General features: G+C 38.3%; 15 protein-coding genes. 4 read left to right on the forward strand and 11 right to left on the reverse strand.

Annotated features, from left to right (window positions below; translation table 11 throughout):
* Window positions 1-21: 21 nt before the first annotated feature.
* From argR to nusB, 9 genes are all read right to left on the reverse strand, one after another.
* Window positions 22-471: a transcriptional regulator ArgR gene (gene argR / locus MKZ14_RS13845; RefSeq protein WP_016994727.1), complete on the reverse strand. Its 450-nt coding sequence runs from the start codon at window positions 469-471 to the stop codon at window positions 22-24.
* A gap of 100 nt (window positions 472-571) precedes the next feature.
* Complete coding sequence (locus MKZ14_RS13850; RefSeq protein WP_016994728.1) at window positions 572-1,390, reverse strand: TlyA family RNA methyltransferase; 819 nt, start codon at window positions 1,388-1,390, stop codon at window positions 572-574.
* Window positions 1,390-3,291 carry a 1-deoxy-D-xylulose-5-phosphate synthase gene (gene dxs, locus MKZ14_RS13855; RefSeq protein ID WP_016994729.1) on the reverse strand — a complete coding sequence of 634 codons (1,902 nt, stop codon included), beginning with the start codon at window positions 3,289-3,291 and terminating at the stop codon, window positions 1,390-1,392. Before dxs ends, MKZ14_RS13850 begins: the two co-directional genes overlap by 1 nt.
* A 163-nt stretch (window positions 3,292-3,454) precedes the next feature.
* The gene (locus MKZ14_RS13860; RefSeq protein WP_016994730.1) at window positions 3,455-4,336 is read right to left on the reverse strand and encodes a polyprenyl synthetase family protein; all 882 of its coding nucleotides are present in this window, start codon (window positions 4,334-4,336) and stop codon (window positions 3,455-3,457) included.
* 3 nt (window positions 4,337-4,339) lie between these two features.
* Complete coding sequence (xseB, locus tag MKZ14_RS13865) at window positions 4,340-4,573, reverse strand: exodeoxyribonuclease VII small subunit (protein WP_008179899.1); 234 nt, start codon at window positions 4,571-4,573, stop codon at window positions 4,340-4,342.
* Entirely contained in the window at window positions 4,570-5,928 is a 1,359-nt protein-coding gene (gene xseA / locus MKZ14_RS13870) for an exodeoxyribonuclease VII large subunit (RefSeq protein WP_339280129.1), read from the reverse strand. Before xseA ends, xseB begins: the two co-directional genes overlap by 4 nt.
* A gap of 230 nt (window positions 5,929-6,158) precedes the next feature.
* Window positions 6,159-6,974 carry an undecaprenyl-diphosphate phosphatase gene (locus tag MKZ14_RS13875; RefSeq protein WP_339280130.1) on the reverse strand — a complete coding sequence of 272 codons (816 nt, stop codon included), beginning with the start codon at window positions 6,972-6,974 and terminating at the stop codon, window positions 6,159-6,161.
* A gap of 130 nt (window positions 6,975-7,104) precedes the next feature.
* Window positions 7,105-7,959: a bifunctional methylenetetrahydrofolate dehydrogenase/methenyltetrahydrofolate cyclohydrolase FolD gene (folD, locus tag MKZ14_RS13880; RefSeq protein WP_016994733.1), complete on the reverse strand. Its 855-nt coding sequence runs from the start codon at window positions 7,957-7,959 to the stop codon at window positions 7,105-7,107.
* Between the two features lie 31 nt (window positions 7,960-7,990).
* A complete protein-coding gene (gene nusB / locus MKZ14_RS13885; protein ID WP_004231146.1) occupies window positions 7,991-8,374 on the reverse strand; it encodes a transcription antitermination factor NusB in 384 nt (127 codons plus the stop codon).
* Window positions 8,375-8,586: 212 nt separating this feature from the next.
* On the opposite strand from nusB, the gene MKZ14_RS13890 reads away from it, so the two are divergent.
* From MKZ14_RS13890 to MKZ14_RS13900, 3 genes are all read left to right on the forward strand, one after another.
* Window positions 8,587-8,751, forward strand: a complete 165-nt coding sequence (locus MKZ14_RS13890; RefSeq protein WP_016994734.1) for a hypothetical protein — start codon at window positions 8,587-8,589, stop codon at window positions 8,749-8,751.
* 12 nt (window positions 8,752-8,763) lie between these two features.
* The gene (locus MKZ14_RS13895) at window positions 8,764-9,666 is read left to right on the forward strand and encodes a MerR family transcriptional regulator (protein ID WP_339280131.1); all 903 of its coding nucleotides are present in this window, start codon (window positions 8,764-8,766) and stop codon (window positions 9,664-9,666) included.
* Between the two features lie 124 nt (window positions 9,667-9,790).
* A complete protein-coding gene (locus tag MKZ14_RS13900) occupies window positions 9,791-10,960 on the forward strand; it encodes an MFS transporter (RefSeq protein ID WP_339280132.1) in 1,170 nt (389 codons plus the stop codon).
* Between the two features lie 92 nt (window positions 10,961-11,052).
* On the opposite strand, the gene MKZ14_RS13905 is transcribed toward MKZ14_RS13900, so the two are convergent.
* On the reverse strand, window positions 11,053-11,463 hold the full coding sequence (locus MKZ14_RS13905; RefSeq protein ID WP_004231142.1) for an Asp23/Gls24 family envelope stress response protein: 411 nt from the start codon (window positions 11,461-11,463) through the stop codon (window positions 11,053-11,055).
* Window positions 11,464-11,573: 110 nt separating this feature from the next.
* A complete protein-coding gene (locus tag MKZ14_RS13910) occupies window positions 11,574-11,900 on the reverse strand; it encodes a nucleoside triphosphate pyrophosphohydrolase (RefSeq protein ID WP_339280133.1) in 327 nt (108 codons plus the stop codon).
* A 102-nt stretch (window positions 11,901-12,002) separates the two neighbouring features.
* Between MKZ14_RS13910 and MKZ14_RS13915 the strand changes: the two genes are divergently transcribed.
* Complete coding sequence (locus MKZ14_RS13915) at window positions 12,003-12,410, forward strand: hypothetical protein (protein WP_339280134.1); 408 nt, start codon at window positions 12,003-12,005, stop codon at window positions 12,408-12,410.
* The last annotated feature ends 133 nt before the right edge of the window (window positions 12,411-12,543 follow it).

Genomic DNA, 12,543 nt, shown 5'->3' on the forward strand with positions numbered 1-12,543 from the left:
AAATGTCACCTCTAAATCAAATTAAAGCATATCTAATAAGCGATTTTTTGTATTTTCACGCTCATTTTCATTTCGACAAATAATTAAAATGGTATCATCTCCAGAAATCGTACCTAAAATTTCTGGCCAATCTAAATGGTCAAGTAGGGAGGCAATCGCATTCGCATTCCCAGGAAGAGCTTTCATGACTAAAAAATGAGATGCTCCATCAATACTTACAAAAGCATCTGCTAATGCACGATGTAATTTTTGGACTGGGTTGAAACGCTGATCTGCGGGTAAGCTATATTTATAACGCCCATCCTGTAATGGTACTTTCACTAAATGAAGCTCTTTTATATCCCTTGATACTGTAGCTTGTGTCACATTATAGCCTGCATCTTTTAAAAAATCGACTAAATCATCTTGTGTTTCAATTTCATGATTGGCGATAATATCCCGAATCCGTATATGTCGTTGTCCTTTATTCAACGAAATCACCTCTTATAAATAATTGTATATGTGTATAATCACACTACCATTTTCAACAAAAAAGCACAAGAAAAAACACGGCTCTATAAGCGAGCACGTGTTATTTTAAAGAATTATGCGCTTCTTCAACGAGTGCATTAAAAGCTGTATATGCAGGTAGATCTTCTTGTCCAATAGGATTCACTAAATGGAATAAAAATTCAATATTTCCTTCTCCACCTGTGATTGGAGAGAAGGAAGCATCTTTCACTACAAAACCAATCTCTGTTGCCATTGCTGCCGTTTTTTCCAAAACTTCTAAATGGACTTTTTTATCACGAACAATTCCTTTTTTACCTACTTTATCTTTCCCAGCTTCAAACTGAGGTTTTACCAATGCCATAACATCCCCACCTGGCAGCAATAATGTTTTTAATACTGGTAAAATCAGTGATAACGAAATAAAGCTGACATCGATTGTTGCAAAATCAGGTAAACCTTCTGATAAATCGGCTGCCGTTGTATAGCGAAAATTCGTTTTCTCCATTACTGTCACTCGTTCATCTGAGCGAATTTTCCATGCTAATTGATTCGAACCAACATCTAGTGCATAGCAATGTCTTGCACCATGCTGTAAGGCACAATCTGTAAAGCCACCTGTAGAGGAGCCAATGTCAAGCATCAGCTTCCCCTCTACAGACATATCAAAAATTTGTAGCGCCTTTTCTAATTTAAGGCCACCACGACTCACATATTTTAAATCTGAGCCCTTTACTTGTAGCGGTGCATCGATGGCAATTTTCTCGCCTGCCTTATCAATTCGTATTTCATTCGAAAAGACAAGGCCCGCCATAATGGAGCGTTTTGCTTTTTCTCTTGTTTCACATAGTCCACGCTCTACAAGTAAAATATCTACTCGTTCTTTTGGTTGTTTTGTCATTATTTATTTAAACCCACTTGCTGTTTTTGTTGAAGTAATACGTGCATACGTGCAACCGTATCCTCCGCTGTCATATGAATTTCTGCGAGTAGCTGATCTACGTTGCCATGCTCAATATATTGATCTGGGATACCCATTCGATCAATAAGCGCATTTAAATAGCCATGGTCATGAGCAAATTCTAATACACCACTACCAAATCCACCTTGTAGAACAGCTTCTTCAATAGTTAAAATCGGTTTTTGGCTAGATAATATACGGTGGAGCATATCTTCATCCATCGGTTTGATAAAGCGTGCATTGACTACTTCAATATCGATCCCTTGTTGCGCAAGCATTTCTGCAGCAGCCATTGCCATTGGAATCGTTGTTCCAAATGTCAAGATAGAGGCGTCTTTCCCCTCACGTAAAACTTCCCAGCTACCAATTGGTAAAGCTACAAGCTCATCATCTAATGGTACACCAATTCCATTACCACGTGGATAACGAAGTGCAATTGGACCACCATCATAATCAATCGCTGTTTTTACCATATGTTGCCCTTCATTCTCATCCTTTGGCATCATGATTGTCATGTTTGGAATATGACGAAGGAAAGCAATATCAAATACACCTTGATGTGTTTCCCCATCTGCTCCCACTAAACCAGCACGATCAATACCAATAAAGACATTTAAATTCGGGCGAGCAATATCATGCAATACTTGGTCATATGCACGTTGCAGGAATGTGGAATAAATCGCTAAAAATGGTTTCATCTTTTGCGTCGCTAATCCTGCAGCCATCGTTGCCGCATGTTGCTCCGCAATCCCTACATCAAAGAAACGATTTGGGAAGTCCTTTTGAATACCTTGCAATTTTGAACCTACAGGCATGGCAGGTGTAATCGTTACCACTCGCTCATTTTCATGAGCAATTTTACGAACTGTCTCAGCAATTAAACTACTCCATGCTGGTCCAGTAGTCTCAGACTTCACAAAGGCACCATTTTCAATTTTATAAGGACCTGTTCCATGCCAATTCCCAATTGTATCATCCTCGGCTGGTTTATAGCCCTTTCCTTTTTTCGTAATAACATGAACAAGGACTGGCCCTTTTACTTTTTTCGCATGTGATAATGTCATTTCAAGCGCTTCAAAATCATGTCCATCAATTGGACCAAGGTATTTAAAGCCTAGCTCCTCAAAAAACACACCAGATACTACTAAATATTTTAAGCTATCCTTTACGCGTTCAACAGTAGAGGCAAGCTTTCCACCTAATACTGGAATCTTATTAATAAGTGATTCCAGCTCTTCCTTGGCTTTTGAGTATTCCTTGGCTGTACGTAGACGACCTAAAACATTGTGTAATGCGCCAACATTTGGTGCAATCGACATTTCATTATCATTGAGGATGACAATCATATTTGTTTTTGCATGGCCAATATGATTTAATGCCTCAAGTGCCATACCACCTGTTAAAGCCCCATCACCAATAATAGGGATAACAAAGTTGTTTTCTTTTTTTATATCACGTGCTGCTGCCATACCCATGGCTGCTGATAAAGATGTCGAGCTATGACCTGTTTCCCACTCATCATGTTCACTCTCCACGCGCTTTGGAAATCCACAAAGCCCTTTGAACTGACGTAGTGTGTCAAATTGACTCGCACGACCTGTTAAAATTTTATGCACGTAAGCTTGGTGGCCAACATCCCACAAAAACTTATCTTTAGGACTGTCAAACATTTTATGCAGCATCATCGTTAACTCAACTACGCCTAAATTCGGCCCGATATGCCCACCTGTGACAGAACATTTTTCGATTAAGAAGGTACGAATTTCTTGGGCAAGCTGCTCAAGCTCCTTCTTATTTAAGTTTTTTAAAAAGGATGGACTAGTTATTTTATTTAAATCCACCTTTCTCACACACCTTTTCAATAAAATATTCACCGCAATTGTGTTTCCACCATTATAGCAGTGTTATCAATATGCTAAAAGTACGAGCACTTCATTGTTTGCATATTGCAAACGTTCCCACCTATTCTAGCATATTCTTTTCCTTCAACGCCTTGATTTTCTCTTAGTTTTTACGATGAACTATATAAGCAGCAAAGTCACGTAATAGGCTTACATCTATTGGTAATTGATCGAGTGCGTTAATGGCATGTTGATAATGCTCAGCAAGCTTTTCTTTTGCTCCCTCTAATGTTAGAAGTGCTGGATAGGTGCTTTTATCACTAGCGACATCTTTCCCAGCTGTTTTTCCTAGTTCTTCAGTCGTTCCCTCAATATCTAAAATATCGTCTTGAATTTGGAAAGCTAAACCAATATGATGCGCATACTCCTTCAATGTAGCACGGTCTTGTTCTGATACATCTGCAAGTACGGCTCCCGCTTCAATACTAAAACGCAATAAAGCACCTGTTTTATTGACATGGACTTGTTCCAATTCAGCTAAATTAAGCTGACGTTGCTCCCCTTCCATATCTAGTACTTGACCACCAACCATGCCTTCTGCACCTGCTGCAACGCTTAGCAATTGGACAAGTTCAATACGCTTTTCAGCAGAGATATTCATGCGTGCTAAAATGCCAAATGCCAGTGTGTTTAACGCATCACCAGCAAGCGTAGCCAGCGCTTCTCCGTAAACTTTATGATTTGTTGGCTTGCCTCTTCTGAAATCATCATTATCCATGCTTGGTAGATCATCATGGATTAAAGAATACGTATGAATGATTTCAATCACTGAACCGACAATCAAACCGTCCTGGAGATTTTCACGGTAAAGCTCTAGTACCGCTAACACAAAAAGTGGACGAATTCGTTTACCGCCTGCCTTTAATGAATAAAGCATGGATTCCTTTAAATCTGCTGGTGCATCAATTTGTTCAACAAGTGCAAACATCGTCTCTTCAATTTGTGGTGTATTGCTTTCAATAAAGTACTTTAATGGCTCATTCATTTCCTAATTCTCTCCCTTTAGTGGATCAAATGCTGTTGTTTCACCAGTCTCTTGGACAATTGATACAAGCTGCTCCTCTGCATGTTGCAGCTTACTATGGCAAAACTTTGATAGCTCCATTCCTTGCTTGTATAAATCAATGGCATTTTCCAATGGCACATCACCTTGTTCTAACTGGCGAACAATTTCTTCTAGTGCCGTCATGGCTTCTGCAAATGTTTGTTGTTTTTCTGTCACAACAATTCCCCCTCATTCTTTGGCAAGATATTCGTCACTTCAGCCACAACCTTTCCATCATGGAAGGTCAGTGTCAGTTGATCCTGCTTTTGCACCTCAGTGGATGATTTGATCATTTGCTGATCTTTATATGCTACTGTAAAGCCTCTTGTTAGAATGGACAGTGGATTTAAAGCTTCTAATGTTCTAACGTTTGACTCAAATTGTTGTTGCTGTTTCGCCACATAATACGTAGTCGCACGTGTTAATTGTTGGACGCGCGCTTCAAGCTCTCTCTGATGAAAAGCAAGTGCCTTTTTGGGTGAATGTTGCTCCACCGTACTATGTAATTGTTGAAGTTGGGCGGTTTTTTTCATCAAGCTTACTTGCATCGCTGTCTGCAATCCTGATTCAAGCTGTGCCAATCTTTCTGTAAAAGGGCGATAAAGTCTTTCTGGCATTGACAATGGATAAGACTGCTGGAGCTTATTTAGACGCTGTCGCTCTGCCATAAGTTGCGACCTAACCATTTGATGAAGCTGTGATTTCTGCGTAAGCACCCGTTGGTAGAGCTCCGCCTGATCTGGCACAGCCATCTCAGCAGCTGCTGTTGGAGTAGGTGCACGTAAATCAGCTACATAGTCGGCGATCGTCGTATCTGTTTCATGGCCAACCGCACTTATAATAGGGATTCGGCTTTCAAAAATAGCTCGTGCCACAATCTCTTCATTAAATGCCCATAAATCCTCGATGGAGCCCCCTCCTCGCCCAACAATCAACACATCACAGCTTGTCTCTTGATTAGCACGTTGAATATTTTGCACAATATTCGGTGCTGCTTGAGCTCCTTGCACAAGTGTTGGATAAATCAAAATTTCAGCAAGTGGGTAACGTCTCTTTAAGGTTGTACAAATATCCCGTATAGCTGCACCAGTAGTTGAAGTAAGCACACCAATTTTTTCAGGAAATTTTGGTATTGGTTGTTTCCATTCAGATTTAAAAAGACCTTCTTTTTGTAATTGCTCTTTTAATTGATTAAAGGCAACAAACAGGCTGCCAATGCCATCTGGCTGCATTTCCTGTACATATAGTTGATAGGTTCCATAGCCTTCGTAAACGTTTACATCCCCACGGATAAATACTTGCATGCCTTCCTTTGGTTCAAACGCTAATTTGGTAGCTGCTGTTTTAAACATCGTAGCAGCTATTCGGGCACCATCATCCTTTAATGTAAAGTAAATATGGCCGGATTGATGAATTTTCACATTCGATAATTCACCTTTTACATACACTTCACGCAAATGTGGATCTGCATCGAATTTTCGTTTAATATATTTTGTTAACGCTTTTACTGTTAAATAAGAAGCAGAGGACATGTTTTCGGCTCCTTTACTAAAATCAAGTTTTTCACAAAACTACACCTATCATAACATTTTTTACAGTCGTTGACGTGCTAAAATGCAGTTTCGCTAGAAAAAATGACTGTCTTTCTTCTATCGAAAAACAACTATAACACATTCCTACACGTTCTCACTATTAGAAACCGTATATTATGACAAATAACAAACAAAGCCTCATAACTTCATACGTTATGAGACTTTATATTTTAATAGAATAGTAATAAAAGAGTTCCGACAATAAAACAATAATACGTAAAGTAGCTAAGTTTACCACTTTTCATAATGCCCATAAACCAACGCATTGCGAAATAAGTCATGATGAGTGTTGCCAAGAAAGTGGCGGCATAAGGAAGAGCTAAGGCACCTTTATTCGGCTCATCTAAAAAATCTGTAATGCCAAGGACTACCCCACCCAAACTTACAGGAATATAAAGCATAAAGGAAAAACGTAAGGCTGTATCCTGCTTCATCCCTACTGCTATGGCCGAAATAATCGTAGCTCCTGAACGGCTGATTCCCGGCGTTAAAGCGACTGCTTGCCCCAACCCAACAATGATGGCATCTTTTGCACGCAAATCTGCATCTTTCTTCTTACCATGCATATTACGAATTAGCCATAACGCAGTCCCTGTCACAAATAGCATGAGCGCAATCGTCGTCATACTTACGTTATCTGCAATAACATCACTTAATAACACCCCTAAAACGCCAGCAGGGATTGATCCGATGACAATATAGAGAGCAAAGCGAAAATCGGCGTTATAACGCTTTTCTCTAGTTTTCAAGTAAAGAAAAAAATGGCTGATTAGACGAACAATATCCTTACGATAAATATACATAATAGCGAGTAACGAAGCTGTATTTGTTAAGATGGCAAAAGTAAAGCCTTGTTCACCTAGTCCCAGTATTTCGCTGGCAATCATCACATGTCCACTCGACGATACAGGAATTGGCTCTGTAAAGCCTTGTACAAGTCCAATAATGATATGCTTGACAATTAACATTATATCGATATTTTCCATAAAAACCTCCTTCTAAGTATGTATGTCCCAAACGTTACATTAGACGACCAAATCGAAGAAAAGTTCGGATTTTACACAACAAAAAAAGTCACCTCACACAATGTTGAGATGACTTATTTCAAAAGGTTTTTTATTGTACAAGCGTATTTTCAGCTGCTTGCACTGTGTTGAATAGTAACATCGTGATGGTCATTGGTCCTACGCCACCTGGTACAGGCGTAATATGAGACGCAATTCCATCCACTTCTGCAAAGTTTACGTCGCCGCATAATTTATTGTTGTCATCGCGATTAATACCTACATCAATGACAACAGCCCCTTCTTTCACGTGCTCTTTCGTAATAAAATTTGCACGTCCAACAGCAGCAATTAAAATATCTGCTTGTCTTGTGAATGAAGGTAAATCTGGTGTTTTAGAGTGTGTATAGGTCACTGTTGCATCTTTTTGTAAAAGTAGTTGTCCCATTGGTTTACCAACGATATGACTACGCCCAACGATTACAGCATGTTTTCCTGCGATTTCAATTCCTGAATACTCAAGAAGCTTCATCACGCCAAACGGTGTACAAGGTAAAAATGTTTCTTGGCCAAGCATCATTTTCCCAACGCTTACAGGTGAGAATCCATCGACATCCTTCTCGACAGCAATCGTTGCAATGACTGTATCCTCATCAATATGTTTTGGGAGTGGTAATTGAACTAAAATACCATGAATATCCTCACGCTGATTTAAAAGCTCAATTTGTGCTAGTAATTCCTCTTGTGTTGTTTCTTCTGGTAATTTAATGAGTTCTGAAAACATACCAATCGCTTCACAAGATTTTTGTTTATTTCTCACATATGTAGCTGATGCCTGGTTGTCTCCAACTAACACAACCGCTAAACCAGGTGTTAACCCTCGCTCTTTTAATCGAGTGACACGCTCTGCTACAGCATTACGAATTTCTTGACCAATCTCTTTACCATTAATAATTGCACTTGACATAAACCTTCGTTACTCCTTCCAATTCAACACATTATTCTTGTTCTGTAAATTTAGAAAGTACACCATTGACGAATTTAGATGAACTATCATCGCCAAATGTTTTACATAACTCGATTGCTTCGTTTAGTACTACTCTTTTTGGGGTTTCTGGCATGTATAACAATTCATATACAGCTAAACGTAAAACCGTTCTTTCAATTTTGGGTAGACGGGCAAGTGACCACTTTTCAAGATGCTGTTCTAAGGTAGCATCGATTTCCTCCAAATGTTCAGCTGTTCCATTCACGATCTTTTCGTAGAAGGCATTGGTAGGTTGACCTTTAATATGGCCCATTGCTTCTTCAACTGTTAGATCCGTATTGTCTAGCTGAAACAAAACTTGCAACGCTTTTTCGCGTGCTTCATGTCGTTTCATGTAAAGCTCTCCTTCTTAAGTGGCATTAAGGTTTATAATAGCATAAAATCACACGAGAATCACGATTTCAAGCAAGTTTTCAATAATCTGAACCTTTTTCAAGGAACTTTTTGTTTAAGCCTACTTCTCATCGAATAGTGGTATTCAAAAATGAATGTTTCCTGTTCGTAATGGTATAATAAAGAAAATGAAAATCTTTAGAGGTGTTCACTATGCAACATGAAGCTACATGCCCTAGCTATAAAAAATTTAAATCAGTTGAAGGTGAAGAACAATGTAAACAAATGAAGGAACGCAAACCGCTCCTATTTTACTGGGAGGATTGCAAGCATAAAATTCGTTTTGATGCCTTTCAAAACGTCTTTAGCTTTTATTAGTGGAGGCCATTTATGAAGGAACATTATTATACGATAGGTGAGGTTGCCAAACTTTCAAACTTATCGGTTCAGACATTACGTTATTATGATCAAATTGATTTATTTAAGCCTGCTTATATCGATACCTTCACCAATTATCGGTATTATAAAGGCAATCAGCTCTTCTATTTAGACATTATAAAGTCCCTTAAATATATCGGCGTAACGCTTGATGATATAAAAAAAGCACTTAGATTAACCTCCGAGGAATTGCTTGATTTTTTAGCTCAGCAGGAGCTACGCATCAATGAAAAAATTTCACGTTTAAACGAAGCAAAAAATACTTTATTGAAAACAAAAAAGCAATTACAAGAGCAAATTGATATCCCAGTCTTCGGTGAGATTTATGTGCAGATTGAGGAAGCAATGCCTGTTCTTCAAGTAACCACTACTGAATTAACACCGACATCGAGCACGAGTACATACTATGCCACTTTAATTAAAATTATCGAAAAGGAAGGCAGTGTCTTAAACAGTCGTTATGGCTGTATTTATCCACTAGAGCCTTATAAAGATGTCAATGACATCATTTATGATGCTATTTTCACTCCCCTATTAACGGAGCGCACATTTTCGCAGCTTTCACCAAACATACAACAAACTATTATTCCTGGCGGTAAATATGTATGCATTGCCTTTATTTACGACCCTGATACTTATTTTTCATACTATGAAAAATTGAGAAATCATGTATTGGCTCAGCAGGAACTATTTGAGTCGCAAGTGTATGAGCTATATATGCCAGCAACGCTCACTATGGAGCAAGAAAAGAAATTTATAGTAGAATTAAAGATTAGGCAAAAACAAGTGACACAAAATTTCTCCGAAAAAGTAGTGGCGCATTCGTATAACTCTCTACCTGAACTCCCAAACTAAGAAAAATTTTAAAAAATAAAAACAAATCTTTTGACCCTATAGTTACTATAGGGTTTATCGTATTACATGGAAATATTCTAGTAGATTGAAAACATGTATCGCGAACCATTAGAAGGAGAAGTTTATGAGCAAGAAGCAAAATATAACCTTAGCTATTTTATTATCTAATCTTTTCATTGCCTTTTTAGGGATTGGTTTAGTCATCCCTGTTTTACCAACCATCATGAATGAGCTACATATTTCAGGCTCTGTTGTTGGTTATATGGTGGCAGCCTTTGCCATTACACAACTAATTGCATCACCAATTGCAGGTAAGCTTGTTGATAATATTGGCCGCAAAGTTATGATTGTTGCAGGTCTTTTTATTTTTGGACTTTCTGAGTTTTTATTTGGGTTTGGTCGTTCTGTTGAAATTCTTTTTGTCTCTCGTATGTTAGGTGGCGTGAGTGCAGCTTTCATTATGCCAGCCGTAACCGCCTATATAGCTGATATTACGACATTGGCACAGCGCCCTAAGGCACTTGGCTATATGAGTGCAGCCATTAGTACAGGTTTTATTATCGGCCCAGGGATCGGTGGATTTTTGGCTGAAATTGGTACACGTGTCCCATTTTATGCAGCTGGAGTACTTGGTCTGTTCGCAGCGATTCTGTCATTGCTGTTTTTAAAAGAGCCAACACGTGCTACAGACAATGAAGAGGCAACACCATCCATGTTAGGTAGTGTCAAGCGTGTGTTTAGTCCACTCTACTTCATACCATTCATTCTTATTTTCGTGTTATCATTTGGCCTCGCTGCATTCGAATCATTGTTTAGCTTATTCGTCGATCACAAATTTGCATTTACACCATCGGATATTGCCATTATTATTACAGGAAGTGGGATTGTAGGTGCACTAGCTCAATTAATACTATTTGATTGGCTGACAAAGAAAATGGGTGAGATTAATGTTATTCGTTACTCACTAATCCTTTCAGCAGTATTAACATTCGCCATGACGATTGTGAGTCATTATTTTGCCATCTTATTCGTTACATTCTTTATTTTCGTAGGCTTCGATTTAATTCGACCTGCTGTTACTTCGTATTTATCGAAAATTGCCGGAAATGGACAAGGATTTGTTGGTGGAATGAACTCTATGTTTACAAGTCTTGGTAATATTTTTGGCCCTATCCTAGGTGGTGTATTGTTCGATATCAATCTGAACTATCCATACTACTTTGCTACAATCGTATTGGTGCTTGGCGTCATACTTGCGTTATTCTGGAGAAAGCCAAAGCATATAGAATTATAAAAATAGCGATACACACATGAAACCTAGAGAAATCCATATAAAAAGGACTGCCCTTTGATGAACAAATCATCATCGGGCAATCCTTTTCTTTTTTATTCATGCACTACTGTTTCTTCTTTTTCAAAGTGAATACCTGTAATATGCACATTTACTTCTGCTGTTTCTAGTGCCGTCATATTAAAAATAGCCTGACGGATTTGCGTTTGAACTTCTTTTGCTACCTTAGGAATGGCATATCCATATTTCACAGAGCAAAATACATCAATCGCAATTTCACCAGTTTCCGTTACACCTGATTTAATGCCTTTATTGTGTACTTTTTTACCGAAACGTTCCACGACACCCGTCGCAATATTTCCACGAGTTGCAGCAATGCCTTCTACTTCATTAACAGCAATCCCAGCCACAACTTCGATCACCTCTGCCGCTACCTCAATTTTTCCAAGCTCTTCTTTACCAGAAGGTGTTGGTTGTACGAAAGATTGTCCTACTTTCTCTGCCATACAAATATCATCCTTTCCTTACACATCACAAACAAGTGCTGTACTTACATTTATTATACTATAAAAAGGAAGGTTTGGCTGTCGAAAGCCGTTTTAATTTAAAACCGACTTTACTGATCCTCTACATCGATTAAATAAATTCCCTTTTCAAATCCCCCACGAGCTTTCCTCTTGTGTACACGGGTCGCTTCTAGCTCCTCAAAGCTTACACCTAGCACACCGATAGCTGAATGAATAAGCTCCAGTATGTCTGCGAGCTCTTCAACACTATCTTCTTTGTGCTCGGCTTCGTAAAATTCTGTAGCTTCTTCTATCATTTTAGCCTTTATCGCCTTTACCAGCTCACTAGGTTCTAAAATGTGTGCATGATAGGATAAACCCTTCGCTTCAATTACTTCCAAAATTTTATCTCTCACTAGCTTATTGTATACAGGCATCCATTGTTTAACTCCTTTTCAAGGAATGACTATTTCTTTCTTCTATTATATAGTATTCTTTCTATAATATAGAATTGATTTGAGATAAAGTAGAGGTAGAGTATGTTACAAAAATGGTTGTTTGGTATCGGTGGGGTTGTCCTCATGTTTATAATGCTTTTTTTATTTTTGGGGAATAATGCTAGTGAAGATACATTGCTTGCGAAAAATATAATGGAAAAAGCAAATAGTGGTACAACAGTAGTTTCACTAAATAAATTAACGGATTTTGATTGGGAAAAAGCGCAAATTTTTGGACCTTATACAACGAAAGAGGTGATTGAAGAAACACTGGACATTCAATTTAAAGGTAGTATTAGTGGATTAGATGTACGGGAAGATATTTTCCTTCTTGTCTTTGCGAAAGAAGGCCATGCGATAAAGACAGCTGTGCTTTACAGAAACATAGGAGACTATTCAACAAAGAATGGTATGTTAACACCAGATAACGATCTTCTATCTATAAAATAGAACTTTTATACTCTTCACCACACTTCAATTATTAACGGTTTAAGCTTCTATAACGGTCAATCTTTCTTCTATGATTGATCTTCCTACCTGCAAGTAAGTCTTCTATCTAGTTATGCTTAGACATAAAAAACCT

It is taken from the genome of Lysinibacillus sp. FSL P2-0066 (assembly GCF_037969495.1).
Taxonomy (GTDB): domain Bacteria; phylum Bacillota; class Bacilli; order Bacillales_A; family Planococcaceae; genus Lysinibacillus; species Lysinibacillus boronitolerans.